This window comes from Pseudomonas sp. LBUM1658 (assembly GCF_059716055.1).
The window spans coordinates 5,088,184-5,115,090 of the sequence record NZ_CP166798.1; the positions used below are offsets into that span (position 1 = coordinate 5,088,184).

The following is a 26,907-nucleotide window of genomic DNA, read 5'->3' on the forward strand; positions in this document are numbered from 1 at the left end:
TAGACACGGAAGAGAGTTAATCGAAAGATCAGTCTTGCCGATAGGGCAAGGCGGTCCTCGCTTCTTCGGCATAGGCCAGAACGCCGAGCCGTTCCTGTTGCAGAAAATCCTTCACCGCCGCTTTCAACCCCGGATGGCGCAGGTAATGCCAGGAGTGAGTGATGACCGGCTCGAATCCGCGTATCAGTTTGTGCTCGCCTTGGGCTCCGGCATCAAAACGTTGGAAACCGTTGGCGATCGCGTAGTCCATGCCTTGATAGAAGCAGGTCTCGAAATGCAGGCGGTCGAACTCCGCCAGGCAACCCCAATAACGACCATAGAAGCTGTCGCCACCCACCAGGCTGAAGGCCATGGCCACCGGTCGTGAACCCTGTTTGGCCAACACCACTCTAATCGCTTCAGGCATGCGCTCGGCCAATAGACTGAAGAACTCCCGGGTCAGATACGGCGCCTGCCGGCGTATGGCGTAGGTATTGGCGTAGCAGGCGTAAACAAAGTCCCACTGCGCCTGGTCGAGTTGCCGGCCCTCGAGCCATTCAAATTCGATGCCCTGCCCCGCAACCTGCTCGCGCTCCTTGCGCATCTGCTTGCGCTTGCGCGAACTCAGGGCATCGAGAAAATCCTGAAAGTCCCGATACCCCCGGTTCTGCCAGTGGTACTGGCAACCCACCCGTTGCAGCCAGCCTGGCTGCTCGGCAAGTGCCGCATCGGTGAAGGGGTCGGTGAAATTGATGTGAGCACTGGAAAGCCCTTCGATTTCCAGATAGCCCGGCAGGCTTTTCAGCAACTCGAAACCATCCTGCACCTTGGCCGCCAGTAATCGTGGCCCGCTTACCGGGCTGAACGGCACGGCGGTCAAGAGTTTCGGGTAATACTCGATGCCGGCGCGCGCGCAGGCATCAGCCCAGGCGTGGTCGAACACGTATTCGCCATAGGAGTGCCATTTGCGGTAGCTGGGCAGCGCGGCAATCAGCTGATCGCCTTCCATGTGCAATAAATGTTCGGGCCGCCAGCCGGAATGCGGGCCAAGGCAGCCACTGTCTTCCAGGGCACCGAGGAAGGCATGGCGCAGGAACGGCTGAGCGTCGGGCACCAGAGCATCCCATGCTTGAGGCGCGATGGCGGACAGACTCTCCAAACGTTGTAGCGGCATCGCATTCCTCGACGATCATGACTCTCAGACCTGCCGAGTATCGCCCATCTCCCGCCCCTGCCGAAACAAAAAACCCCGCCGAGGCGGGGTCAAAACCAGAGGAGCTTTAACGGATGAAGAAAAAGCTCGTTAAGCTTTTGTTACTTAGAACACGTACTGAGCACGGACGACGAAACCGTCACCGCTGTCGTCGCCGGTACGCTGTGCCGGAGTACCATTGCTGGCAGCGGTGGCATTGGTCACGTTGTCGGTCTTGGACTTGAGGTAAGTCGCAGAGATTTTCACCGCTTCGTTGGCGTACCAGTTGACGCCCAGGTTGTGGACTTTGACTTCGGCATCGCCGACATCACGGGTCAGGCTGGCGGTGGTGATGTTGTCGTCTTCGACGGTCAGGCTGTCGTAGCGATAGAACAGTTCCCAGGCGCCGATGGACTTGTTGGCCGGCTTGATGGCGTCGAACTTGCCGACTTTATAGCCACGCGATTCACCGGTCAGGGTGTAAGCCGCCTGTGCATAGAAACCACGGCCCTTGATGTCTTCGAAGGCGCTGGAGTCAGACTTGGTCTCGCGGGCGATGTATTCACCCTGGATCGAAGCCGGGCCTATGGCGAAGGCGGCTTCCAGGCCGACAGCATCGTCGCGGTCATAGGAACCGGCAGGCGATGCGGAACTGCCGCCCAGCACCGGACGGTTGCCGTTGGTGCCGGCATCGTTGCCGCCGAGGGTTTCGACGCCACGCATGCCCATGCGGGTGCGATAACGCGAATCGAAGGCAGTGTCGGAAACATCGCGAGAAGCGACGTTCACGCCGAAGTGCAGCACGCTGCCCGCTTCATGCATAGGAGCGAAGACGAAACGACCGTTGGCCTGCTTGATGCTGTCGCCATCGGTATCGTCGGTGTCCTTGCTGAAGATGCCGGCGGAGGCGTAGAACGAATCAGCGAAGGTGCTGGAGGCTTGCAGGCCCAGACCATTCTGATGGCTGTTCGCCCAGTCGATCATGTCGTACGCCACGTTACGCTCTGGCGCGGTGACCCACTTGGAGCTGGTGGCTTTTTCCAGACCGAAGTCCGGGTCAAAACGACCGACCTTGATCGACACCGGCTTGAAGCCGTTGTAGGCCAGGGAAGCTTCGTCGAAGTAACCGTTATCGGTGTCGCCGGTATTGTGGGAGAAGTCGTAGTTGATGGTGTACGCCCAATCCGTGTACAGCACGCCGGACAGCTCCAGGAACGCGCGACGGAAGTACGCGGCGTCGGCGGTGTCACCATTCTTGGTGTAGACACCGTCGAACTGGCTGTAGTCAGCCTGCACACGTCCGCCCAGCTTGAAGCTGAACTCTTTATCGGCCGTTGCGACCTCAAGGCCGCCCTTGGTCTTGACAACGATATCGGCGCCGTCAGTCGTGACAGTGCCAGCGAAAGCCTGGGCGGTAACGGCCAGGGCCAGAGCGCTGGCAGCGAAACCGGCGAAGTGCTTACGGATCATCGAAGAGTTCCCCTAATTAATGGTCTTTAACCTGAAAAACACACGGGATCTGGCCCGCTTGTGTTGGGAGGGAATCTTGGCGATGGGATATTTCAGAAGGGTTGCTGATATATAAAGATTTGATGACAGGGGAACTTTTTTACTTCGAATGGAAATAAGAGGGGAGCAGCGGCAAGCTATAAGCTGAAAGCCGCAAGCTAGAGTGTTGAAGATCAAAAGATCGCAGCCTGCGGCAGCTCCTACGCCGACCGCATTCAACCGCGATTTAGCGTTTGAACCTCAATCCCGTAGGAGCTGCCGCAGGCTGCGATCTTTTCGGGCGCACCCTCACCCCGTTGTGAACTCAGCGCTTGCGCAGTATCACGCTACCAATCGAATAACCGGCACCAAAGGAGCTGAGCACCGCCAGCGAGCCGCTCGGCAGATCGTCTTGGTGCTTGTGAAACGCAATCACCGAGCCGGCCGAACTGGTGTTGGCATAGGTGTCGAGAATCACCGGCGCTTCTTCTTCCGTGGCTTCGCGGCCCAGCAGCTTCTTGACGATCAGGTGGTTCATGCTGAGGTTGGCCTGGTGCAGCCAGAAACGCTTCACGTCGCCGATGTTGAGGGTGTTCTCTTCCAGGTGGGTGGCGATCAGTTCCGCCACCATCGGGCAGACGTCACGGAAGACCTTGCGACCTTCCTGCACGAACAGTTTGTCCGGCGCACCGACGCCTTCTTCGGCGGCCCGGTTGAGGAAGCCGAAGTTGTTGCGGATATTGTTGGAGAACTTGGTCAACAGCTTGGTGCTGACGATATCGAACTGGTACTGCGAGGTAGCCAGATCGGCACGTTCGATGATCACCGCGGTCGCGGCATCGCCAAAGATGAAGTGGCTGTCGCGGTCGCGGAAATTCAGGTGACCGGTGCAGACTTCCGGGTTGACCATCAGAATCGCCCGGGCCTGGCCGAGCTGGACGCTATTGGCAGCGGCCTGGATACCGAAGGTCGCCGAGGAGCAGGCGACGTTCATGTCGAAGCCGAAACCCTGGATGCCCAGTGCTTCCTGGACTTCGATGGCAATGGCCGGGTAAGCCCGCTGCAAGTTGGAGCAGGCCACGATAACGCCGTCGATATCGGCGGCCGTCTTGCCGGCGCGCTGCAAGGCTTGCTCGGCGGCGCCGATAGCCATCTGGCACAGCACCGACCATTCGTCATTGGAGCGCTCGGGCAGACGCGGAGTCATGCGCTGCGGATCGAGGATGCCTTCCTTGTCCATGACAAACCGGCTTTTGATCCCCGAGGCCTTTTCAATGAAGCCGGCACTGGATTCGGTGAGGGCCTGAACTTCGCCGCGCTCGATGGCTTGGGCGTTATCCGCATTGAACTGCTGCACATAGGCATTGAAAGACTGCACCAGCTCTTCGTTGGAGATGCTGTTGGCCGGGGTGTACAGGCCGGTGCCGCTGATGACGACGTTATGCATGGTCGTTTCTCTAATCTGTTCAGGCAGAAAAAATTGGTACCGACGTACCAATACATAAAGGGTCCGACCCCGTTTAAAGGAATCAAACCTTGAGTCGCTTTATTCCGATCCGCTGCCGCCTTGAAGGCTCAAATCCGCGGGGCCGGCGTTTATAACCGCGAAGTTTGCCATAAACGCTGGCATTCCGCCCTAACACAAACCCGTAGGGGGTTAGGCGTCGACTTGGGTCCATTGTTTGCTCAAGCGCTTGTCGGAGATCGGCACCTTGGTCCCCAACTGCTGGGCAAACAACGAAACCCGATATTCCTCGAGCCACCAGCGATACAGCTCCAGCTGCGGATCGCGCTTGCCTTCCTGGGCGTGTTTGCTGGCCCGCGCCTGGTATTGCGCCCATAGCCCGACCAGTTCAGTGCTCCAGACCCGGTCCTTTTGTACCTGGCTCGGCAGTTTCTCCAGACGCAACTCGATAGCCTTGAGGAAACGCGGCAGTTCCTTGAACCAGACCGCCGGGGTTTCGCGAACAAAACCCGGATACACCAGCTGACTCAATTGTTGCTTGATGTCATTGAGGGCCACCGCCTGGGCCAGGTCGATCTTGCCCTTGAAGCGTTTTTGCAGGCCGTGCCAGAGCTTGAGTGTCTCCAGGGTCAGTTTCGCCAGGCGCTCGGCGTGTTCGGTCCAGCCGCCCCGCTTGCGCTCGGCCAACGCAGCCAAGCCCGCGCCATCGCGCGGCAGACTTGTTTCACCGTCGAGAATGCAGCTGTCGAGGCTGGCCAGCAGAATGTCTTCCACCAGGCTGTCGATACGCCCCAGCTCGCGGTACATCAGCCCCAGTTCAGTCAGCCCGGGCAGCTTGCCACGGAGGAATTTTGCCGGCTCGGCCAGTTGCTGCATCAACAAACGCTGCAAGGCCCGACGATGCTGAAACTCGGCCTCGGCGGCGGTGGAGAAGCGCCCTTCCTTGACCGTGCCGTTCTCTTCCACCAGTGCCGGGTAAACCGTCATCGACAACCCGGCGATCTTCTGCTGAGTCTTCTCAGCCACCGCAGCGAAGACTTTGGCCTCCACCGGCTGCTGGCTTTTCGCGGTTTGCGGCACGGCCAAAGCGGCCTGGCTGGCCTCGGCGAAACGTGCGGTCAGTTCGGCCAGGTCGCGGCCTTCACCAAGGAACTTGCCTTCGCCGTCGACGATTTCCAGATTCATCCGCAAATGCCCATCGACCTGCTGAGCCGCTTCGGCCCAGGCTTCGTCGCTGACCCGCACACCGGTCATGCGCAGTAATTCGCGGCCCAAGGCCTGAGGCAACGAGCCCTCGGCAAAGGTCATGCGCTGCAACGCGGCTTTGACGAAGTCCGGCACCGGCACGAAATTCTTGCGCAGGGCCTTGGGCAGGTTGCGCACCAGGGCGATGCATTTGGCCTCGATCACCCCTGGCACCAGCCATTCCAGGCGCTCGGACGGCAGTGCCGGCAACAACGGCGCCGGCACCCGCAGGGTCACGCCATCGCGTGGGTGATTGGGCTCGAAGTGATAACTCAGGGCCAACGCCAGATCGCCGAGGTGCAAGGTGTCCGGGTAATGCGCGGCGGTGACTTCACTGGCTTCGCGAGCCAGCACATCTTCTTCGCGCATCACCAGCAGTTGCGGGTCTTTCTGGCTGTGAATGCGATACCAGCTATCGAAGGTCGCGGTCTGGTGAATATCGGCCGGCAAGCGAGCGTCATAGAATGCGAACAGGGTTTCTTCGTCGGCGAGGATGTCGCGGCGGCGAGCCTTGGCTTCCAGTTCGTCGAGTTGTTCCAGCAGTTGTGCGTTGGCGGTCAGGCACTTGGCCCGGGACTGGATTTCCCCGCGCACCAGGCCTTCACGAATAAACATTTCACGGGACAGCACCGGATCGATCGGACCGTAATGCACCGGCCGGCGACCGACCACGATCAGCCCGAACAAGGTGATCTGTTCAAAGGCCACGACCTGGCCGCGCTTCTTCTCCCAATGGGGTTCGAAGTGATTTTTCTTGATCAAATGCCCGGCCAGCGGCTCGATCCAGTCCGGCTCGATCTTCGCCACCATCCGCGCATAAAGCTTGGTGGTTTCCACCAGTTCGGCGGCCATCAGCCATTGCGGGCGCTTCTTACCCAGCCCCGATGACGGATGAATCCAGAAGCGTCGTTGGCGGGCGCCGAGGTAGTCGCCGTCTTCGGTCTTCTGGCCGATCTGGCTGAGCAGACCGGAGAGCACGGCTTTGTGCAGTTTCGGGTAGTCCGCCGGTTCTTTATTGAGGCTCAGCTGCATGTCGCGACAGATCAGGCTCAACTGCCGATGGGAGTCACGCCACTCGCGCAAGCGCAGGTAGTTGAGGAAATTCTTCCGGCACCAGTTGCGCAGCGGGCTGGCAGTCAGGGCCTGGCGCTGTTCTTCAAAGCCGCGCCACAAATTGACCAGCCCGGCGAAGTCCGAGTCGACGTCCTTCCACTGGGCGTGGGCCTGATCGGCGGCCTGCTGCCGCTCCGGCGGACGCTCGCGCGGGTCCTGGATCGACATGGCACTGGCGACGATCAAGACTTCCTGCAAGCTGCCGAGTTTCGCGGCTTCGAGCAACATGCGGCCCATGCGCGGGTCCACCGGCAGCCGCGCCAGTTGCCGACCCAAGGGGGTCAACTGACTCTCGCGATCCACCGCCGACAGCTCTTGCAGCAGGTTGAAACCGTCGCTGATGGCCTTGCCGTCCGGCGGCTCGATAAACGGGAAATCGGTGATCTCGCCCAGGCGCAGGTGCAACATCTGCAGAATTACCGCTGCAAGGTTGGTGCGCAGAATTTCCGGATCGGTAAATTCCGGCCGGCCGATAAAGTCCTCTTCGGCATACAGGCGAATGCAGATGCCCGGCTCGACCCGTCCGCAGCGGCCCTTGCGCTGGTTGGCGCTGGCCTGGGAAATGGCCTCGATCGGCAGCCGCTGAACCTTGGCGCGGTAGCTGTAGCGGCTGATCCGCGCGGTGCCGCTGTCGATCACGTAACGAATGCCCGGCACCGTCAGCGAGGTTTCCGCGACGTTGGTCGCCAGCACCACGCGGCGCCCTGGGTGAGACTGGAAGATCCGCTGCTGCTCGGCCGGCGACAGCCGTGCGTACAACGGCAGGATTTCGGTGTGCTTGAGCTGGGCCTTGCGCAACATGTCGGCGGCGTCACGGATTTCCCGTTCGCCGGGGAGGAACACCAGCACATCACCGGGGCTGCGGCGCTCGCTGCGCTCATAGGCGGCAATTTCGTCGAGGGTGGCGAGGATCGCCTGATCCACCGTCAAGTCTTCTTCGACCCGGTTGCCCTCTTCGTCTTGCTCCAGGGTCAGCGGGCGATACCAGGTGTCCACCGGGAAGGTCCGGCCCGAGACTTCGACAATCGGCGCGTCGTTGAAGTGCTTGGAGAAGCGCGTAAGATCGATGGTCGCCGAGGTGATGATGACCTTCAGGTCCGGGCGGCGCGGCAGCAGGGTTTTCAGGTACCCGAGCAGGAAGTCGATGTTCAGGCTGCGTTCGTGGGCTTCGTCGACGATGATCGTGTCGTAGCGTTCGAGGTAGCGGTCGTTCTGGGTTTCCGCCAGCAGAATGCCGTCGGTCATCAGCTTGATCAGGGTGTTGGAATCGCTTTGATCCTCGAAACGCACCTGATAACCGACCAGCGCGCCCAATGGGGTCGCCAGTTCTTCCGCGACCCGACTCGCGACGCTGCGCGCAGCGATTCGCCGCGGCTGGGTATGGCCGATCAGACCGTATTGGCCGCGACCGATTTCCAGACAGATTTTCGGCAACTGGGTGGTTTTACCCGAACCGGTTTCACCGGCGATGATCAGCACCTGATGCTTGAGCAGGGCCGCTTTGATTTCGTCGCGTTTGGCGGCGATCGGCAGACTGTCGTCATAACGAATCAACGGCAGGCTGGCACGTCGCGCCACCACCCGATCACAAGACGCCTGCGCCCGCTCGACCCACTGCGCCAGCTTGGCCTCGTCGGGTTTCTTACGCAGCTCAAGCAACTGCCGCCGCAACCGGTGGCGGTCGGCGAGCATGGCGTGATCGAGGTTTTTCAGCAGTTGATCGATAGCAGGCGGTTGGTCAGTCATCAGGTACGCAAAAGTCGAGAGAGAGGCAGCGACAAGCTGCAAGCTAAAAGCTGCAAGATTAACGCAGCTTTTAGCTTTTAGCTTGTGGCTTGAAGCTTGAAGCTGCTCCTATTCGTTATCCAGCCCCTTGCGCCGATACGGGAACACATCGATCACCTTGCCAGCGCGAATCGCCGCTTGCAGGCCTTTCCAGTAGTCGGCGTTGTACAGCTCGCCGTGCAGTTCGTCGAACAACCGCCGCTGCCCGGCGTCGGCGAACAGGAATGGCGGGAACTCCTCGGGGAACACATCCAGCGGCCCGATCGAGTACCACGGTTCCGAAGACATCTCGTCTTCCGGAGTGCGCGGGGCCGGGATGTGGCGGAAGTTGGCTTCGGTGAGGAAGCAGATTTCGTCATAGTCATAGAACACCACCCGACCGTGACGGGTAACGCCGAAGTTCTTCAGCAGCATGTCGCCGGGAAAGATATTCGCCGCCGCCAGTTGCTTGATTGCCAGACCGTAATCCTCCAGCGCCTCGCGAACCTGCGCGTCGTTGGCGTTTTCCAGGTACATGTTCAACGGAGTCATCCGCCGTTCGGTCCAGCAGTGGCGAATCAGCACGGTGTCGCCTTCGACCTCCACCGTTTTCGCTGCCACTTCCAGCAACTCGGCCAGGCACGCCGGCTCGAACTTGCTCAGGGGGAAACGGAAATCGGCGAACTCCTGGGTATCGGCCATGCGCCCGACCCGGTCGACGCTTTTTACCAGGCGATACTTTTCGATCACCGTCGCGCGGTCGACGTTTTTCGACGGCGCAAATCGGTCCTTGATGATTTTGAATACGGTATTGAAGCCCGGCAGGGTGAACACGCTCATGACCATGCCGCGCACACCCGGGGCCATGATGAACTGGTCGTCGGTGTTGGCCAGGTGATTGATCAATGAACGGTAGAACTCGGACTTGCCGTGCTTGTAGAAACCGATCGAGGTGTACAACTCGGCGATGTGCTTGCCCGGCAGGATGCGCTTGAGAAAGCCGATGAACTCGGCCGGTACCGGCACGTCGACCATGAAGTACGAACGGGTGAAGGAGAAGATGATCGACACATCCGCTTCATCGGTGATCAGCGCATCGATCTGGATCCCGCGGCCTTCGCGGTGCAGAAAGGGGATCACCAACGGCCATTGCTCGTCGTGGGTGTAGATGCGCCCCACCAGGTAGGCGCCCTTGTTGCGGTACAGCACCGAGGAAAACAACTCGACCGCCAGCTCCGGGTCCTTGCAGACCCAGTCCGGCAGGTTCTCGCGCAACTGCGCTTCGAGGCGGCGCAGGTCCCCAGGCAAATCGGCATAGGGCTCGCTGAAGCTGTAGTCGACGAAGATCTGCTCGAGCATGCTCGACAGTTCGCCCTCGGGTTTATAGATGCGGGTTTGCGCCGCCCGGGCTCGACGCAGGCTTGGCCGGGTGGTGTGGATGAACATGCAGCCGTCGCTGATCTGGTCGTGACTGAACAGCCCGCAGAACGCCGAGTTGTACCAGGTCTCGGACAGCTCATCGTCGAAACGCAGGTCGATCAGGCTGATGTAGGCACTTTTCACCAGGGGCCAGTAGGTAACGTCCAGCATGGCCTCGCCGTCAAAGGCCTGGTGCAGTCGAGCGACCACTTCACTGACTTTTTCTTCATAGAGGTTGATCCGCGCCGCCGAGGCGACCTGCGCCTCCTGCCACTGCGCCTGCTCGAACCGCGCCCGTGCGCCGTCGGTGATCTGGCGGAAATGCTCGCGGTAATTGTCGAAGCCATCGAGGATCATTCGGGCGATATCGGCGGCTGGCCATTGCTGCGGCATAGATAAACCTCTGAAGGATGGTTCTTGGCATTAAAGGGCTGAGCTTAGAGGCGGAGTGTTACGCAACGCAACCATTGCCATGCGTTGCACCTGCGGCGACACTTGCGCGCCAATCAAGCAAGGAACAAGCCGTGAACCCCGTCGATATCCTGCGCCTGCTGTCATTGGCCGCCATCTGGGGCGCGAGCTTCCTGTTCATGCGCATTATCGCCCCAGTGATTGGCACTATCCCCACCGCCTTCTTCCGGGTATCGATTGCCGCCAGCGGATTGCTGGTGATCCTCGCGCTGATGCGTATCAGCTGGGATTTTCGCGGCAAGTTCAAGACGGTGCTGCTGCTCGGGGTGATCAACTCGGGGATTCCGGCGACCATGTATTCGGTGGCCGCCCAGGTGTTGCCTGCCGGCTACTCGGCCATCTTCAACGCGACGACGCCGCTGATGGGGGTATTGATTGGCGGGGTGTTCTTCAGCGAAAAACTTTCTCCGACGAAGATTGCCGGAGTCTGCTTAGGATTGTTCGGAGTCGGCATTCTGACCCGTGCCGGTCCCGTGGCCTTCGACCTGGAACTGCTGATGGGCGCCCTCGCCTGCCTGCTCGCGACCACCTGTTACGGCTTCGCCGGTTTCCTCGCCCGCCGCTGGCTCGATCAGCAAGGCGGGCTCGACAGTCGCCTGTCGGCATTGGGCAGCATGCTTGGCGCGACCTTGTTTCTGTTGCCGCTGTTCGGTTACAGCGCCATCAGCCAGCCACCGGCCAGCTGGGGTGGCTGGAGTGTCTGGTTGTCGCTGCTGGGATTGGGACTGGTGTGCACCGCCTTTGCGTACATCCTGTATTTCCGTTTGCTCAGTTCGATCGGCCCGGTCAAATCGATGACCGTGACCTTCATGATTCCGCCGTTTGGTGTGCTGTGGGGCGCGTTGTTCCTTGATGAGCCGTTGTCCATGGCCCATGTGTATGGCGGAGTGTTGATCGCCGGGGCGTTGTGGTTGGTGCTCAAGCCGACGGTGGTGAAGGTATCGAGTGTGGCTGCCAGATAGTTTTTGCGATTTTGAGGATGTAGGCATTTGTGGCGAGGGGGCTTGCCCCCGTTGGGTCGCGAAGCGGCCCTAAAACCAGGCACCGTGGTGTTTCAGGTGAACCGCATCTACCGATTTCACGGCTGCTGCGCACCCGAACGGGGCGATGCGGCGTTCCGACAAGCCCCCTCGCCACAGGGGATCTGTGCTGTATCCGTTACCCCGCAGTCATCCGCACCCGCCTGGCCTTCAACCCAGCCATCAGCGATGGCCCCAGGGCGACCAGTGCCGAGCCGAGCACCACCAGTACCGCACCGCCATAACCCAGGCCATTGATCTGCTCGGCCTGCACGTACTCAGGCCAGAGCCAGGCCGCCAGCGCCACCGCGCCGAAGGTCACCAACGGCGTGATTGCCAAGACCGCGCTGACCCGCGAGGCTTCCCAATGGGCCAGGGCTTCGGCAAAGGCGCCGTAGGCGATCAGGGTATTCATACAGCAAGCGAGCAGCAGCCAGCCTTGCAGCGGACTCAGTTGAACCGCCTCCAGTGGATGCGCCCAAGGCGTCAGCAGCAGCGCGCAAAACAGGTAGATCACCATCATCACCTGAAATGAATTCCACACCGTGAGCAACTGCTTCTGCCCCAAGGCATAAAAGGTCCAGACCGTCGACGCCGTCAGAACCAGCAAGACGCCAGCGGTGTAATCGGTGAGCGAGGTCAACAGTTCAACCAAGCGCTGATTGAAAAACAGCACGAAACCGATCAACAGCACCAGCAAACCAATGCCCTGGCCCAGGCTGAAGCGTTCCTTGAATACAAACAGACTGGCGATCAGCAGCAAGACCGGTCCCACCTGCACCACCAACTGCGCGGTGCCAGGGCTGAGCAGGTTTAGGCCCATCAGGTACAGCACGTAGTTGCCCACCAGCCCGAGGACCGCGATCAACACCAGCCAGCCGCCCTTCGGGCCGAGCACTCGCCAACTCGGCAAGCGTTTGACCGCTGCCAGATAAATAAACAGAAGTCCGCCGGACACTGTCAGTCGATACCAGGTCACCGTGACCGGATCCATCACCAGCAGCACCTGCTTGAGTTTGATCGGCAAGATCCCCCACAGCAGCGCGGTCAGCAGGGCCAGGAACAAGCCATAAACCCAGCGACCGGACGAAATATGCATGCAAACCCCACAGCCAGATGACGAGAAAATCATTCTAGGCCTGGACGGTCCCGCTACACAGTTACAGTTTGGCACCAGCCGCTAACGAGACTGTGCTGGTCGCAAGGTGATATTGGCGATGTGCCACTTATCGGAAGGCCAGGCGCCTCCGAGGATTCGGACATAGTCTGAGATCGAGGTACCACAACCCTTTCAGGAGATCCCGCTATGTTCAGCATGCGCGCACAAGACCCCGCCCCATCCATTCACTTTCGTTGTGGTCGGGTCTGTCGCGTCAATGGGGAGTTGTATTTCACCACCCGGGAAAACACCCTGGAAGGCCCATTCAACAATCAGAATCATGCCGAACAGGAGATCCTGGCTTATATCAAGCGGGTGCAGGCGGCGCGTACCAGCGAGTAAACCGCGGCGCCTTGAAAAGATCGCAGCCTTCGGCAGCTCCTACAGACGGCGGGGTGTCATGTCGTTCCGCAGCCCGTAGGAGCTGCCGCAGGCTGCGATCTTTTCGGCCGCGACTCAATTAAAAGAGCGACAAATTAACGCACCGCCTCAAACAACCCCGTAGCCCCCATCCCGCCCCCCACGCACATGGTCACCACGCCGTAACGCAAATTGCGCCGTTGCAGTTCGCGCACCAAATGCCCGACCTGACGCGAGCCGGTCATGCCGAACGGGTGGCCGATGGAGATCGAACCGCCGCTGACGTTGTATTTCTCATTGTCGATTTCCAGCCGATTGCGGCTGTACAGGCACTGCGAGGCGAATGCTTCGTTGAGCTCCCAGAGATCGATATCGGCCACCTGCAAGCCCTTGGCCTTGAGCAGTTTGGGCACCGAAAACACCGGGCCGATGCCCATCTCGTCCGGCTCGCAACCGGCGACAGCGAAGCCACGGAAAAACGCCCGGGGCTTGAGGCCAAGCTCCAGGGCTTTTTCCAGGCTCATCACCAGGGTCATCGACGCGCCATCGGACAGCTGCGAGGAGTTGCCCGCGGTCACCGAACCGTCTTCTGCAAACACGGGTTTCAATCCGGCCAGGCTTTGCAGGGTGGTCTCCGGGCGATTGCAGTCATCATGGTCGACGACGCCATCAAGGATCTGCACCTGACCGGTGGTTTTGTCTTCGACTGCGTATTTCACCGCCATCGGTACGATTTCATCGTCGAACAACCCGGCGGCCTGGGCTTGCGCGGTGCGCTGCTGACTTTGCAGGGCGTAGAGATCCTGCTCTTCACGGCTGATGCCATAGCGGCGGGCGACGATTTCGGCAGTCTGGAGCATGGGAAAGTAAATGCCCGGCACCTGTTCCTTGAGCAACGGGTTGATCAGGTTGTCGGTGTTGACGCTTTTCATGGTCAGGCTGATGGACTCGACGCCACCGGCGATGATGATGTCGCTGCAACCGGAAGCGATCTGGTTGGCGGCAATGGCAATCGCCTGCAAACCCGAAGAACAGAAGCGGTTGAGGGTCATGCCGGCGGTGCCGGTGCCCAGTTTCGATAACACCGCGACGTTGCGGCCGATATTGTAACCCTGGGCGGCTTCGTTGGAACCGGCGCCGACAATGCAGTCCTCGACGCTGGCCGGGTCGATGCCGTTGCGGATCAGCAGCGCATTGACGCAATGGGCCGCCATGTCATCCGGGCGGGTCCGGTTAAACTTGCCACGAAAGGATTTGGCCAGACCTGTGCGTACACTATCGACGATCACCACTTCACGCATGGCATACCTCATTGTTGTTATCGGTTAGAAGTGGACTGAGCATAAATCCACCCTATAACCGATCGCGACAATCATTCACCTCGCGTATGCGCAACCATCGGCTTACCTCTTGTTGTTCTTCGCCTTCCTCTCATGTTTGTCGGACTTCTCGAAGGCATCTTCCAGTGCCTGATTGATGGTGCGCAACACCTTGACCCGGGCCCAGCGCTTGTCGTTGGCCTCCACCAGGGTCCAGAGTGAAATCTCGGTGCTGGTGCGGTCGACCATGTCGCAGACGGCGGATTGGTAGTCATCCCACTTATCGCGGTTGCGCCAGTCTTCCTCGGTGATCTTGAAGTGCTTGAAGGGAATCGCTTCGCGGGCCTGGAAACGTTCCAACTGGGTTTGTTTATCGATGGCCATCCAGAACTTGACGACTATCACCCCGGCATCGCTGATCTGCTCTTCGAAGTCGTTGATCTCGGCGTAAGCGCGCATCCAGTCGGTCCGACTGCAATAACCTTCGACCCGTTCCACCAGCACCCGGCCATACCAGGAGCGGTCGAACACGGTGAATTTTCCGCGCATCGGAATATGCCGCCAGAACCGCCAGAGGTAGGGGTGCGCGCGTTCTTCCTCAGTCGGCGCGGCGATCGGCACGATGCTGTATTGCCGCGGATCGAGGGCCGCCGCCACTCGGCGGATCGCCCCACCCTTGCCGGCCGCGTCATTGCCTTCGAACACAGCCACCAGGGCGTGTTTGCGCATGCGCTTGTCGCGCATCAAGCCGGACAACCGCGCCTGCTCGGTAATCAGTTGTTCTTCGTAGTCGTTTTTGTCCAGGCGCCGGGTCAGGTCCAGGCTGCTGATCAGACTCGGTTGATTGTAACTTGAGGGCAGCGGTGCGGCAGTCACTGAGTGGGCTTTGACCTTGGGTCGGTTCAGGGCGCCTTGCAGCCCTTCGAGTAAAATCTTGCCCACCGTCAGACTGCGATAATGCGGGTCAACGCCTTCGATCACATGCCAGGGCGCATAGTCGCGGCTGGTGCGGCGCAGCACCCGCTCGCCGTACTTGACGAACTTGTCGTAGGTTTGCGATTGCTGCCAGTCCAGCGGGCTGATGCGCCAGCTGTGCAGCGGATCGTCCGCCAACACCTTGAGGCGGTTTTTCATCTGCTTCTTGGACAGGTGAAACCAGAACTTGAAGATCAACGCGCCTTCATCGCAGAGCATTTTTTCCAGGCGCTCGGCACCGCCGATCGCCTGATCCAGCACCGCGTCCTTGAACAGCCCGTGAACCCGGCCCTGCAACATCTGGCTGTACCAGTTGCCAAAAAAAATTCCCATCCGCCCCTTGGCCGGCAGCATCCGCCAGTAGCGCCAGGCCGGTGGCCGCGCCAGCTCTTCATCGGTCTGCTGATCAAAGGTGCGGACTTCGATCAGCCGAGGGTCCATCCACTCGTTGAGCAACTTGACCGTCTCGCCCTTGCCGGCGCCTTCGACTCCATTGATCAGCACGATGACCGGAAAGCGCCCTTGCTCGCGCAGTTCGAACTGCGCTTCGAGCAAGGCTTCACGCAAGGCCGGCTCCTCGGCTTCAAAGGTTTCTTTGTCGATGGCGTGACCGATTTCAGCGGATTCGAACATTGAGCGGCTCCCTTCCCAGATTGAGCAAGACTAGCGGATTGGGTAATTGTGCGGGGGAACAAATCCCTTAGGTGCCAGTCAGCGAGGCATTCGGTGCCGCCCAAAAGATCGCAGCCTTCGGCAGCTCCTACGCCGACCCAGTACACCTGAGAATTACCAGGTGTACGCAATACCTGTAGGAGCTGCCGCAGGCTGCGATCTTTTGGGGACGCTGCATACTCCACAGTTTCGACAGCCAGGGATTTTCACCCCCCTATCAACACCCAACCTTGCCACAGATCAATCCCGCTGACAGCGATCGGCTAGAATGGCCGCCTTGCCGTTGCCGAGCCGACCATGACCACTGAATTGCCCCACGCCCAGCTCGACTGGGATGACCAAGGCCGCCCGCGTTCGCGGGTGTTTGACGATGTGTATTTCTCCGACAAGTCAGGCCTTGAAGAAACCCGCTATGTGTTCATCGAGCAGAACCGCTTGAGCGAGCGCTTTGCTGCGTTACCGGCCAATGGGCGGCTGGTTATCGGCGAGACCGGTTTCGGCACCGGGCTGAATTTTCTCTGCGCCTGGCAGTTGTTCGAAGAGCAAGCCGTGGCCGGCGCACGGCTGCATTTTGTCAGCGTGGAGAAATACCCGCTGAGCCCTCCCGACCTGCAACGCGCCCTCGCCCTTTGGCCTGAGCTCAAACCCTTTGCTGATCAACTGCTGGCGCAGTACGTGGCCATCCACCAGGGTTTCCAGCGACTGGTACTCGATAGCGGGCGGGTGACCCTGACCCTGTTGATCGGCGACGTGCTGGAGCAACTGCCGCAACTCGACGCACAGATCGACGCCTGGTTTCTCGACGGCTTCGCCCCGGCGAAAAACCCGGAGATGTGGACCGCCGAACTGTTTGCCGAGCTGGCCCGCCTGGCAGCCCCCGGTTCCACCATCAGCACCTTTACCAGCACCGGCTGGGTCCGACGCCTGCTGAATGCGGCGGGTTTCAAAATGCGCCGCACGCCAGGCATCGGCCATAAATGGGAAATCCTCCGTGGCGAATTCCTTGGTTGGCCCGAAGACTCGCCTCGGCCGGTCACGAGCAAACCGTGGTTCGCCCGTCCAGATCAGCTGATCGGCGAACGCCGTGCCTTGGTGATCGGCGGCGGACTGGCCGGTTGCGCCAGTGCCGCGAGCCTTGCCGCGCGGGGTTGGCAGGTGAGCCTGCTGGAACGCCATGGCGATCTGGCCCAGGAGGCTTCGGGCAATCCGCAAGGCGTGCTGTACCTCAAACTGTCGGCCCACGGCACGGCGCTGTCGCAGCTGATCGTCAGTGGTTTCGGGCATACCCGGCGCTTGCTCGAACAGCTGCAGCGCGGTGTCGATTGGGACAGTTGCGGAGTGCTGCAACTGGCCTTCAACGCCAAGGAAGCCGAGCGCCAGGCACAGCTTGCCGCCGCCTTTGCTCCGGACCTGTTGCATTTACTGGATCAGTCGCAAGCGCAAGCCCGGGCAGGTATCGCGCTGGCCCATGGCGGCTTGTTCTTTCCCGAGGGTGGCTGGGTTCACCCGCCCGCCTTGTGCCAGTGGCAAGCGGCGCATCCGGCGATTGATGTGCTGGCCCATCATGATGCGCTGGAATTGCGCAAGGTCGGTGAGCAATGGCAAGCCTGGGACGGCTCAAGGCTGCTGGCCTGCGCCCCGGTGGTGATTCTGGCCGGTGCCGCCGAGATCAAGCGCTTCCCGGCCAGCAGCCAGCTGCCACTGAAACGGATTCGTGGGCAGATCACCCGCCTGGCACAAACCCCTGAAAGTACGAGCCTGGCCACCGTGGTCTGCGCCGAAGGTTATGTCGCGCCGGCACGCCTGGGCGAACACACCCTGGGCGCCAGCTTCGACTTCAAGAGCGACGACCTGACCCCGACCGCCGCCGAGCACGCCGGCAACCTGGAGTTACTCGAAGAAATCTCCAGCGACCTGGTCAAGCGCCTGCACGCCGAGCAACTGGACCCCGAGCAACTGCAAGGCCGCGCCGCGTTTCGCTGCACCAGCCCCGATTACCTGCCCATCGTCGGCCCCTTGGCCGATCACCAGGCTTTCGCCCAAACCTACGCCGCGCTGGCCAAGGACGCCCGACAAGTGCCGGACCTCCGCTGCCCGTGGCTGGACGGTTTGTACGTCAACAGTGGCCACGGTTCTCGCGGCCTGATCACCGCCCCGCTGTCCGGCGAACTGCTCGCCGCCTGGCTGGAAAACGAGCCGCTGCCGCTGCCCAGAAGCGTGGCCGAGGCCTGTCATCCGAATCGTTTTGCCTTGCGCACATTGATTCGCGGCAAGAGCTGATATCGATCATTTGCGCGAGGCGACCTTTTGCGCCTCCGGCTCCAACGATTCCCGCTCCCGATCGAATGCCAGGTAGTACTTGTTGACGCTGTTCACATAGCTGACGGCGCCCATGCCCACCTGTTCCATGGCAATGCGCTCCACCTGGAAGAACCACTGGTTGGGATTCAAACCGCGACGCTTGGCCTCGGTACGCATGCCCTGCACCCGCTCCGGGCCCATGTTGTAGGCGGCCAGGACAAAAGCCATGCGTTCGCGCTCGTTGAGCTTGGGACTGGAGAAGAACTTGCGGCGGATCAGCGCCAGGTACTTGGCCCCGGCCTGTACGTTGCTGTCGAGGGTTTGAATATTTTTCACCCCCACCCGCTGGGCCGCAGACGGGGTAATTTGCATCAACCCGGTCGGCCCGCTGCCGCTCCTGGCATTGGGTTGCAGCGAGGATTCCTTGAACGCCAGCGCGGCCAGGTTCAGCCAGTCCATGCCCTGTTCGCGAGCATGCTTTTGCAGAACCGGGCGCAGTTTTTCCAGGCGCTGGCGATCGGCGCGGGCCAAGGGATAGTGGACCTTGTAAAGGCGACGGTAGGTGCGCTGCAACGCGACGTCCTGATCCGACGGGGCTTTATAGGTTTTCAGGAAACGGTCGATGCTCGCTCGCAGCATTGACGCATCGCGCCGTACAAACCAGAACTCCTCGCCCGGCTCACTGATGATGACCTGCCGGTCGAAGCGCAGCTTGGGAAAAATCTTGCCCCAACGCTCGGCTATCGGTTGCTCGACGATGGTCAGGGGAAAAATCTTGCCCTGGACCATTTCCAGCACATCTTCGACGGCCAGGCTCGGATCGACCCACTCGATCTTGATCGGCGCTAACTTGTGCAACGCCAGTTTCTGATTGATCTCATTGATCGCATCGCCCGCCGCACTGCCCGTAGTCAGCGCCACCGTCCGTCCGGACAGTTGCTCAAGGCGGGTGAAGCGCCGCTCGCCCTTGATCCCGACCAATAACAACGGCACGTTACTGACGATCGGGTCACTGGCGCTGACCCCTTTAGTGGACTGCAGGTCGAGCAATTCACCGGGCGCCACCAGATCACCCTCGCCGCGCCGCAGGGCGCCGAGCAGTTGGTCCTTGGCTTTGGGAATGATTTTGAAGCTGATTTCCTGACCGTCGCGGACATGGCCGTTGAGGTATTGCTCGAACGCCCGCAGGCGATGGTATTCGACGCCGATGGCCTGGCCCTGGACTTCGCCGGAACTGTTGCGACTCTGGTTGACCAGCACCCGCAGGACTCGGCCGCTACGAATCTCCGCCAGGTCGCGCACCTTGCTCGCCTGTGCGGCCACCGGCGGGCCGGCCAGACGCGCAACCGCCGGCAGGGGCAGCAGCATCGACAAGCACAGCAACAGCAAAACCAAGGGTCGCGTCATCCGCTCTCCGGGAAGAATACTGTCCAGCTTCACCCGTAATGCCGGGAAGTTGGGCGACAGAAACAGAGCGCCTGAGCGCAGACATTGGTGCGCAAGACAACTCCGCGACGACTGGTTTTTCAGCCGAAGCTGTCTTCTGGCATCAACAGACAGCTTTAACTCATTGTAGTTCTGGTCTTTTCTTATAAATCTACAGCTCTGATATGCTTTCCGGCCTTGGCCTGAGGTAGCACCATGCAACTCATCGATATCGGCGTCAACCTGACCAACCCCAGTTTCGCCGACAAACACCAGGCAGTACTCGACCGCGCCTATGCCGCTGGGATCTGCCAGCTGGTCCTTACCGGCACCAGTATCGAGGGCAGTGAGCAGGCGCTTGAACTGTGCCAGCAACTGGACGAAAGCGGGCAGCGGCTGTTCTCCACCGCCGGGATTCACCCCCACTGCGCCAGCGACTGGAACGCCGAAAGTGCCCAGCGTTTGCGCGGGCTGCTCACGGAGTCGAGGGTGCGTGCCGTGGGTGAATGCGGGCTGGATTTCAATCGTGATTTTTCGCCACGCCCGCAACAGGAAAAGGTCCTCGAAGAACATCTGGCGATGGCCGTCGAGTTGCAACTGCCAGTGTTCCTCCACGAGCGTGACGCCAGTCAGCGACTGCTGGAGATCCTGCGCGACTTCCGTGATCGCTTGCCCGCCGCGGTGGTGCATTGTTTTACCGGCGAGAAGCGCGCGCTGTTCAGCTACCTCGACCTCGATTTGCATATCGGCATTACCGGCTGGATCTGCGACGAGCGCCGCGGCACTCACTTACACCCGCTGGTTCGCGAGATTCCCGGCAACCGCTTGATGCTGGAAAGCGATGCGCCCTATCTGCTGCCGCGCAGCCTGCGACCGAAACCGAAAAACGGCCGCAACGAACCGGCGTACCTGACCGAAGTATTGCGCGAAGTGGCGTTGCATCGGGGTGAGAGTCTGGAGGACGTGGCGGCGAATAGCACCGCGTGTGCGCGGGCGTTTTTCGGGTTGCCAGAGGTGATGTGAAGCCGAAAAGATCGCAGCCTGCGGCAGCTCCTACGCCGACCGTGTACACCCCGCAGATATCCAGGCGAGCGCAAATCCGTAGGAGCTGCCGCAGGCTGCGATCTTTTCCGGCACACGCAGACTTCGACAACCATCATTGACCCACATCAACACCCCCCTCTCTGGATGCCGGCACAATAATGGCACCTTGCCAAAACTGTTTCCGCTATCAGAGAAGACCTTCCATGGGTGCCTGGCTTAGCAATATCTCACTGAAGTACAAATTCTGGGCCGTCAACGCGGTCGCGTTTATCACTACCCTGCTGTTGGTGCTGTATGCCGTACAGCTTGAGCAGCAGGCCCGCAGCCAGGCTTCGCAAGCCTCGGCCCTGGCCCAGGGGCGTTTGCTCGATGCCTGGCCCGAGGGGCAAGCCTTGCCCAAGGCCGGCCACCTGTTGAGCTTCAGCCGTGGTGAGACGCCCTCCTTGAATGGACAATCCCTGGCCGAGTTGAAAAGCGCCAGCGGCTGGGTCGAGTTCAACGTTATGCCGCTGATCGGCGACAACCCCTTGATGGGCGCCCAGGTGGTGTCGCGAGCGGACGGTCAGCAGGTTGCGGTACTTGCCTACGGCCCGAGCCTGAGTCAGGTGTTCGGTGAGCGTCTGCCCAATTACGCGGTGGCAGTGTTCATCCTTATGCTGGCGATGCTCGGGGCCTCGCAGTTGCTGATCCGGTTTTTGCTCAGTCAGCTCAACACCTTGAAAGACGTGATGTTGCATGTGGAAAAGACCGGCGACCTGTCGGCCCGCGTGCCCCTGGCGTGCACCGATGAAGTCGGACAGATGGCCAGCGCGTTCAATGCCATGCAGGCCGGTTACCAACGGGTGGTCAATACCGTGGCAAACACCGCCAGGCAACTGGATGTCGGTGCCGCGCGCCTGGCGTCGAGCATGAACGAGGTACGCCAGGGCATGCTCGGTCAGCAAAGCGAGACCGACCAGGCCGCCACCGCGATCAACCAGATGTCCGCCACTGTCTATCACATCGCCCAGCACGCGGGAGCGACTCGTGACTTGTCACAGACCGCCGACACCCTGGCCGGCAGCGGGCAGGAAGTGGTCAGCCGCGTGCAGAAATCGATTGCCGGACTGTCCAGCGGCGTCCAGCAAACCGCCGAGATGATTCAGCGCCTGGCCGAAGACAGCCAGAAGATCAACGGCGTAGTCGGGGTGATTCACAGCATCGCCGAACAAACCAATCTGCTGGCGCTCAACGCCGCGATCGAAGCCGCGCGGGCCGGTGAAATGGGCCGTGGTTTTGCGGTGGTCGCCGATGAAGTGCGCAACCTGGCCAAACGGGTGCAGGCCTCCACCGACGAGATAACGCTGATGGTCTCCGCCCTGCAAGCCGGGACCCGGGATGCCGTGGACTTCATGCAGGAAAGCTCGTTCAAGGCCGACGATTGCGTGCAGCAGGCCCAGGAAGCCGGTGCGGCCCTTGCCGAAATCACCAGCGCCGTGGCGCAGATGCGCGAAAGCAATACGCAAATCGCCGTGGCGGCCGAGCAGCAAAGTCAGGTCGCCGAAGAAATGAATCGCGCGGTGGTGAGCATTCGCGACGTGACCGAAAACACCGTGCAACAGACCGTCGACTCGGCCACCACCAGTCATGAACTGGCGACTTTGGCCGGCGAGTTGAGCAAGGCGATAGGTCAGCTCAAGTTGTAGCCTGCGCCCTTGTAGGTGCGGGCTTGCCCGCGAAGCTTCTAAAAATTCAAGCGGATTCAGCGGGCGGCTTGTGCGCCACAAACCGCATCATCCATTCCGCCACGGTGGCGCCATGGTGTTCACGGTCCAGGCTGGCCACACCTTTCTGGTAGATCTGTTCGCCAAGGGCCTGCTGACGAATCTCCAGCAGCGCCCGGGAATAGTCGTGAATGAACTCCGGGTGCCCCTGGAAGCACAGCACCTGATCGTTGATGTGGTACGCGGCGAACGGGCAGAAGTCGCTGGAAGCGATCACCGTGGCGTTCTCCGGCAAGGCGGTGACCTGATCCTGGTGACTGATCAACAAGGTCAGCTCTTCGACCACCGGGCTCATCCACGGCGCTTTGGCGGCCGCGGCCATTGTGTAGTTGTGGGTGCCCACACCCCAGCCCTGGGGCGCGCGCTCGCTCTTGCCGCCCAGCAGTAGAGCCAGCAGTTGATGGCCAAAGCAGATGCCGAGCAATTTGTCGCCGCGCTCGTAGCGCGTCAACAGGTAAGTCCTGAGGGTTTCAATCCATGGATCGGTGCCGAAGGAATCGGCTTTGCTGCCCGTGACCAGATAGGCGTCGAAACTCAGCTCATCGCTGGGATATTCACCCTGCATCACGTTGTAGACCCTGAACTCGGCAGCGATCGGCTGCAGCGAGAACAGGCGCTGGAACATCTGCCCGTAACCCTGATATTGATCGACCAGTTCTGGACGCAGGATATCGGTTTCCAGAATGCAGATGCGTAACGACATAAAAAATACCTGACACGATTAAGGCGATAGTGCACACCTCAGAGCCTGCCTTGAAATACCGGTTCAAGGCAAGCTCCGAACGCGTCACTCACCTTGAACGCGTCAGAACAACTTCTCCTGGGCAGCCTTCTCCAGCAGCAGTGCCGGGGGCGCGAAGCGTTCGCCATATTGCTCGGCCAGGTACTGGGCCCGGGAAATGAAGTCCTTCAAGCCATACTGGTTGATGAACTGCAGTGCGCCGCCGGTCCAGGCCGCGAAGCCAATGCCGAAGATCGAGCCGATGTTGGCGTCGGCCGTCGACTGCAGCACGCCCTCCTCCACGCAGCGCACGGTTTCGATGGCCTGCACGAACAGCAAGCGGTCACGCACGTCCTGGGGCGAAATCTGCCCGTCGGCTTTCTCGAAGCGTTTTTTCAACTCCGGCCACAGATGCTTTTGCCCACCCGCCGGATAGTCGTAGAAACCGCCACCGGCCGCCTTGCCTGGGCGTTTGTATTGATTGAGCAGCAGATCGATCACCGCAAAGGCCGGATGCAGCGGCAGCGGTTTGCCTTCGGCTTCCAGGTCCCTGGCGGTCTGCTGGCGGATATGGCTCATGAGGCTCAGAGACACTTCGTCGGAAATCGCCAGCGGGCCAATCGGCATTCCGGCCTTGCGCGCTTCGGTTTCGATCATCGGAGCCGAGATACCTTCGCCGAGCATGGCGATGCCTTCGTTGGTGAAGGTGCCGAACACCCGCGAGGTGAAGAAGCCACGGCTGTCGTTGACCACAATCGGGGTTTTGCGGATTTGCAGAACGAAGTCGAAACCACGAGCGAGGGTTTCATCGCTGGTGTGAGTACCTTTGATGATTTCCACCAGGGGCATTTTATCCACCGGGCTGAAGAAGTGCAGACCGATGAATTTTTCCGGCTGCGGCACCGCGGTGGCGAGGCCGCTGATGGGCAAGGTCGAGGTATTGGAAGCGATCACCGCCTCGCTACCGACCACTTTTTGCGCAGCGCTGGTGACCCTGGCCTTGAGCTCACGATCCTCGAACACCGCTTCGATGATCAGGTCACAACCGGCCAGGTCGGCATCCTGCTCGGTGGTGCGGATTCGTGCGAGGGTAGCTTCGCGCTGCTCGGCGCTCAGTTGCCCGCGGGCGACTTTCTTGTCGAGCAACGCCGCCGAATGCGCCTTGCCCTTTTCGGCGGCGGCGAGGTTGATGTCCTTGAGCACCACTTCGATCCCGGCCACCGCGCTGACATAGGCAATCCCGGCCCCCATCATGCCCGCACCGAGCACCCCGACCTTGCGTGTCACATAGGCCGCAAAGCCTTGCGGTCGTGAGCTGCCGGCATTGATTTCATTGAGCTGGAACCAGAAGGTGCCGATCATGTTCTTCGCCACCTGGCCAGTGGTCAGTTCGGTGAAGTAGCGGGTTTCGATCAACTGCGCGGTATCGAAACCGACCTGGGCACCCTCCACCGCCGCGCAGAGGATTTTCTCCGGCGCCGGCAAGCAACCATTGGTTTTGGCGCGCAGGATCGACGGCAAAATAGCCAGCATCTGCGCGACTTTCGGCTGTGACGGGGTGCCGCCGGGAATCTGGTAGCCGCTCATGTCCCAGGGCTGTTTGACCGCCGGATTGGCGACGATCCACGCCCGGGCCTTGGCCAGTAGCTCATCAAGGTCAACCGCCAGCTCATCGATCAAACCGGCCTGCAGCGCTTGTTGCGGGCTGACTTTCTTGCCTTCGAGCAAGTACGGCAAGGCTTTTTCCAGGCCGAGCATACGGACCATGCGCACCACTCCGCCGCCGCCCGGCAGCAGGCCGAGGGTGACTTCCGGCAAGCCGATCTGCACAGATTTGTTGTCTAGTGCGACCCGATGATGACAGGCCAGGCAAATCTCCCAGCCGCCGCCCAGTGCTGCGCCATTGATCGCGGCGACTACCGGTTTGCCCAGGGTCTCCAGGGCGCGCAGCTGGCCCTTGAGCGACAGCACCATGTCATAGAACGCCTTGGCCTGGTCTTTGCCGACGCTGATCAGCTCATTGAGGTCGCCGCCGGCAAAGAAGGTTTTCTTCGCCGAGGTGATGATGACCCCGGCGATCGACGCTTGTTCGGCAACCAGTCGGGCAACGCAGGTCGCCATGGCATCGCGGTAGACCGCGTTCATGGTATTGGCGCTCTGGCCGGGCATGTCGATGGTCAGGACAACGATCTGGTCCTGACCTTTTTCGTAGCGGATGGCATCAGTCATGAAAGTGTTTCCTTGCAGTCAGGGCTCAGAGGCGTTCGATGATGGTGGCAATACCCATGCCGCCGCCGACACAGAGGGTCGCCAGGCCATAGCGCAGGCGCCGCACTTCCAGTTCATCGAGCAAGGTGCCGAGGATCGCGCAACCGGTGGCGCCCAGCGGGTGGCCCATGGCGATAGAACCGCCGTTGACGTTGACCTTGTCCGGGTCGATGGCCATGTCCTTGATGAACTTCAGCACCACCGAAGCAAAGGCCTCATTGACCTCGAACAGATCGATGTCTTCGACCCGCAGCCCGGCCTTGGCCAGGGCTTTGCGGGTGGCCGGTGCAGGACCGGTGAGCATGATGGTCGGATCGGTGCTGGTGACCGCCGTGGCGACGATCCGCGCCCGCGGCTGCAGACCCAGCGCCCGGCCCTTGGCCTCGGAACCGATGAGCATCAACGCCGCGCCGTCGACTATTCCCGAGCTGTTGCCCGGGGTGTGCACGTGGTTGATGCGCTCTACGTGGCTGTAAACCCGCAACGCCGTAGTGTCAAAGCCCATTTGCCCGATCATTTCGAAACTCGGCTTGAGATTACCCAGGCCTTCGAGGGTAGAGCCCGCGCGAATGAACTCATCGTGATCGAGCAGGACGATGCCGTTCTGGTCCAGCACCGGCACCAACGACTTGTTGAAAGAGCCGTCCGCCCTCGCCCGTGCGGCCTTCTGCTGGGAGTGCAAGGCAAAGCCATCGACATCCTGGCGACTGAAGCCTTCCAGCGTGGCGATCAGGTCCGCGCCGATGCCCTGAGGCACGAAATGGCTGTGCAGGTTGGTTTGCGGGTCGAGCGCCCAGGGTCCGCCGTCGCTGCCCATCGGCACCCGCGACATGGACTCTACGCCGCCCACCACCACCAGGTCCTCGAACCCGGAACGGACTTTCATGGCGCCCAGATTGACCGCTTCCAGGCCCGAAGCGCAGAAGCGGTTGATTTGCACGCCGGCCACGCTGAGGTCCCAATCGGCCACCAGCGCGGCAGTCTTGGCAATATCGGCGCCCTGGTCGCCGATCGGTGTCACGCAACCGAGCACGATGTCATCGACCTGACTGGTATCGAGCGCCGTGCGCTGTTGCAGAGCGTTCAGCAGCCCGGCCAGCAGGTTCACCGGCTTGACGCTGTGCAAGGCGCCATCGGCCTTGCCTTTGCCACGGGGAGTACGTAGCGCATCGAAAATCAAAGCTTCAGTCATGACGTCCTCGAACCGCTAGGGCAGGTGAGCAATACAGAGCTCCCACCTTAGGCTTGGCATCTGTGGATTCAATGACCGAAGCGCTCATTGGTCTTGACGGACACGCTCAGACGAACGGTAGCCAGCAATCGATCGCGCCGATGGAGCAACGGAACTGTCTAGCCAAGGGGCGGCCAAGAAGCTGGCAATAGGCCTCATACTTTTTTATACAGTTTTGTATCAGTGCTGATATGAAATGGATCTAAAGCAAGTGGGACGCGGCCCCTAAGGTAAACCTTGTACGAGGTTGTCGTCGGGTTTTGCCGGGGCCCTTGTCAGAAAGGAAGTACAGCGCTTTGCCATCATGGAGAAATGTAGGCAAGCAATTTGACGCTCAATAAATAACAAAAAAGGCAGTCAGCCATGTTCAAACAATCGAAAGTACGTCAAGCCGGACTCATTCTATTCGCCACTACGCTGCTCCTTATATTGCCGAACCTGACTAAAGTGATCGGCTAAAGGCGTGGCAGTTTCACAGCGCCGCACTCAACAATTTGTGCCCCGGCTCACTACC

17 protein-coding genes are annotated in these 26,907 nt (G+C 60.6%); 5 read left to right on the top strand and 12 right to left on the bottom strand.

Annotated elements, in window-relative coordinates; all coding sequences use genetic code 11:
- Positions 1-28 precede the first annotated feature (28 nt).
- The 5 genes from ACA064_RS23360 to aceK form a co-directional block, all read right to left on the bottom strand.
- Positions 29-1,153: a GNAT family N-acetyltransferase gene (locus ACA064_RS23360; protein WP_497670245.1), complete on the bottom strand. Its 1,125-nt coding sequence runs from the start codon at positions 1,151-1,153 to the stop codon at positions 29-31.
- Positions 1,154-1,297: 144 nt separating this feature from the next.
- Positions 1,298-2,641 carry an OprO/OprP family phosphate-selective porin gene (locus ACA064_RS23365; RefSeq protein ID WP_497670246.1) on the bottom strand — a complete coding sequence of 448 codons (1,344 nt, stop codon included), beginning with the start codon at positions 2,639-2,641 and terminating at the stop codon, positions 1,298-1,300.
- A gap of 343 nt (positions 2,642-2,984) precedes the next feature.
- Complete coding sequence (locus ACA064_RS23370; protein ID WP_497670247.1) at positions 2,985-4,106, bottom strand: beta-ketoacyl-ACP synthase III; 1,122 nt, start codon at positions 4,104-4,106, stop codon at positions 2,985-2,987.
- A gap of 210 nt (positions 4,107-4,316) precedes the next feature.
- The gene (gene hrpA / locus ACA064_RS23375) at positions 4,317-8,228 is read right to left on the bottom strand and encodes an ATP-dependent RNA helicase HrpA (RefSeq protein WP_497670248.1); all 3,912 of its coding nucleotides are present in this window, start codon (positions 8,226-8,228) and stop codon (positions 4,317-4,319) included.
- Between the two features lie 108 nt (positions 8,229-8,336).
- Positions 8,337-10,058 carry a bifunctional isocitrate dehydrogenase kinase/phosphatase gene (gene aceK, locus ACA064_RS23380; RefSeq protein WP_497670249.1) on the bottom strand — a complete coding sequence of 574 codons (1,722 nt, stop codon included), beginning with the start codon at positions 10,056-10,058 and terminating at the stop codon, positions 8,337-8,339.
- 131 nt (positions 10,059-10,189) lie between these two features.
- Between aceK and ACA064_RS23385 the strand changes: the two genes are divergently transcribed.
- A complete protein-coding gene (locus ACA064_RS23385) occupies positions 10,190-11,098 on the top strand; it encodes a DMT family transporter (protein ID WP_497670250.1) in 909 nt (302 codons plus the stop codon).
- Between the two features lie 196 nt (positions 11,099-11,294).
- Here ACA064_RS23385 and ACA064_RS23390 read toward each other — a convergent pair whose 3' ends face one another.
- On the bottom strand, positions 11,295-12,254 hold the full coding sequence (locus ACA064_RS23390) for a DMT family transporter (RefSeq protein ID WP_497670251.1): 960 nt from the start codon (positions 12,252-12,254) through the stop codon (positions 11,295-11,297).
- Between the two features lie 207 nt (positions 12,255-12,461).
- Here ACA064_RS23390 and ACA064_RS23395 point away from each other — a divergent pair, with 207 nt between their 5' ends.
- Positions 12,462-12,656, top strand: coding sequence for a DUF6316 family protein (locus ACA064_RS23395; RefSeq protein WP_497670252.1), 195 nt, complete (start codon positions 12,462-12,464; stop codon positions 12,654-12,656).
- 134 nt (positions 12,657-12,790) lie between these two features.
- Here the strand turns inward: ACA064_RS23395 and ACA064_RS23400 are convergent, their stop codons facing one another.
- Together ACA064_RS23400 and pap are read right to left on the bottom strand one after the other, a co-directional pair.
- Positions 12,791-13,975, bottom strand: coding sequence for a thiolase family protein (locus tag ACA064_RS23400; RefSeq protein WP_497670253.1), 1,185 nt, complete (start codon positions 13,973-13,975; stop codon positions 12,791-12,793).
- A 102-nt stretch (positions 13,976-14,077) separates the two neighbouring features.
- On the bottom strand, positions 14,078-15,601 hold the full coding sequence (gene pap, locus ACA064_RS23405) for a polyphosphate:AMP phosphotransferase (RefSeq protein WP_497670254.1): 1,524 nt from the start codon (positions 15,599-15,601) through the stop codon (positions 14,078-14,080).
- 336 nt (positions 15,602-15,937) lie between these two features.
- Between pap and mnmC the strand changes: the two genes are divergently transcribed.
- Positions 15,938-17,920 (top strand): bifunctional tRNA (5-methylaminomethyl-2-thiouridine)(34)-methyltransferase MnmC2/FAD-dependent 5-carboxymethylaminomethyl-2-thiouridine(34) oxidoreductase MnmC1, encoded by a 1,983-nt coding sequence (mnmC, locus tag ACA064_RS23410; RefSeq protein WP_497670255.1) that lies wholly within the window; start codon positions 15,938-15,940, stop codon positions 17,918-17,920.
- A gap of 6 nt (positions 17,921-17,926) precedes the next feature.
- Here mnmC and ACA064_RS23415 read toward each other — a convergent pair whose 3' ends face one another.
- Positions 17,927-19,348, bottom strand: coding sequence for an MltF family protein (locus ACA064_RS23415; RefSeq protein WP_497670256.1), 1,422 nt, complete (start codon positions 19,346-19,348; stop codon positions 17,927-17,929).
- Between the two features lie 234 nt (positions 19,349-19,582).
- On the opposite strand from ACA064_RS23415, the gene ACA064_RS23420 reads away from it, so the two are divergent.
- Positions 19,583-20,389, top strand: coding sequence for a TatD family hydrolase (locus ACA064_RS23420; RefSeq protein ID WP_497670257.1), 807 nt, complete (start codon positions 19,583-19,585; stop codon positions 20,387-20,389).
- Positions 20,390-20,613: 224 nt separating this feature from the next.
- The gene (locus ACA064_RS23425; protein ID WP_497670258.1) at positions 20,614-22,095 is read left to right on the top strand and encodes a methyl-accepting chemotaxis protein; all 1,482 of its coding nucleotides are present in this window, start codon (positions 20,614-20,616) and stop codon (positions 22,093-22,095) included.
- Positions 22,096-22,141: 46 nt separating this feature from the next.
- Here the strand turns inward: ACA064_RS23425 and ACA064_RS23430 are convergent, their stop codons facing one another.
- From ACA064_RS23430 to ACA064_RS23440, 3 genes are all read right to left on the bottom strand, one after another.
- Entirely contained in the window at positions 22,142-22,876 is a 735-nt protein-coding gene (locus ACA064_RS23430) for an amidotransferase (protein ID WP_497670259.1), read from the bottom strand.
- A gap of 102 nt (positions 22,877-22,978) precedes the next feature.
- A complete protein-coding gene (locus tag ACA064_RS23435) occupies positions 22,979-25,123 on the bottom strand; it encodes a 3-hydroxyacyl-CoA dehydrogenase NAD-binding domain-containing protein (protein WP_497670260.1) in 2,145 nt (714 codons plus the stop codon).
- Positions 25,124-25,148: 25 nt separating this feature from the next.
- Positions 25,149-26,354 (bottom strand): acetyl-CoA C-acetyltransferase, encoded by a 1,206-nt coding sequence (locus ACA064_RS23440; protein WP_497670261.1) that lies wholly within the window; start codon positions 26,352-26,354, stop codon positions 25,149-25,151.
- Between the last annotated feature and the right edge of the window lie 553 nt (positions 26,355-26,907).

Bases quoted from the DNA above. Each gene is read 5' to 3' on its own strand.
- ACA064_RS23440 (WP_497670261.1), bottom strand. From the start codon at position 26,354: ATGACTGAAGCTTTGATTTTCGATGCGCTACGTACTCCCCGTGGCAAA.
- ACA064_RS23390 (WP_497670251.1), bottom strand. From the start codon at position 12,254: ATGCATATTTCGTCCGGTCGCTGGGTTTATGGCTTGTTCCTGGCCCTG.
- hrpA (WP_497670248.1), bottom strand. From the start codon at position 8,228: ATGACTGACCAACCGCCTGCTATCGATCAACTGCTGAAAAACCTCGAT.
- ACA064_RS23435 (WP_497670260.1), bottom strand. From the start codon at position 25,123: ATGACTGATGCCATCCGCTACGAAAAAGGTCAGGACCAGATCGTTGTC.
- ACA064_RS23400 (WP_497670253.1), bottom strand. From the start codon at position 13,975: ATGCGTGAAGTGGTGATCGTCGATAGTGTACGCACAGGTCTGGCCAAA.
- pap (WP_497670254.1), bottom strand. From the start codon at position 15,601: ATGTTCGAATCCGCTGAAATCGGTCACGCCATCGACAAAGAAACCTTT.
- ACA064_RS23370 (WP_497670247.1), bottom strand. From the start codon at position 4,106: ATGCATAACGTCGTCATCAGCGGCACCGGCCTGTACACCCCGGCCAAC.
- ACA064_RS23365 (WP_497670246.1), bottom strand. From the start codon at position 2,641: ATGATCCGTAAGCACTTCGCCGGTTTCGCTGCCAGCGCTCTGGCCCTG.
- mnmC (WP_497670255.1), top strand. From the start codon at position 15,938: ATGACCACTGAATTGCCCCACGCCCAGCTCGACTGGGATGACCAAGGC.
- ACA064_RS23360 (WP_497670245.1), bottom strand. From the start codon at position 1,153: ATGCCGCTACAACGTTTGGAGAGTCTGTCCGCCATCGCGCCTCAAGCA.
- ACA064_RS23420 (WP_497670257.1), top strand. From the start codon at position 19,583: ATGCAACTCATCGATATCGGCGTCAACCTGACCAACCCCAGTTTCGCC.
- ACA064_RS23430 (WP_497670259.1), bottom strand. From the start codon at position 22,876: ATGTCGTTACGCATCTGCATTCTGGAAACCGATATCCTGCGTCCAGAA.
- ACA064_RS23415 (WP_497670256.1), bottom strand. From the start codon at position 19,348: ATGACGCGACCCTTGGTTTTGCTGTTGCTGTGCTTGTCGATGCTGCTG.
- aceK (WP_497670249.1), bottom strand. From the start codon at position 10,058: ATGCCGCAGCAATGGCCAGCCGCCGATATCGCCCGAATGATCCTCGAT.
- ACA064_RS23395 (WP_497670252.1), top strand. From the start codon at position 12,462: ATGTTCAGCATGCGCGCACAAGACCCCGCCCCATCCATTCACTTTCGT.
- ACA064_RS23425 (WP_497670258.1), top strand. From the start codon at position 20,614: ATGGGTGCCTGGCTTAGCAATATCTCACTGAAGTACAAATTCTGGGCC.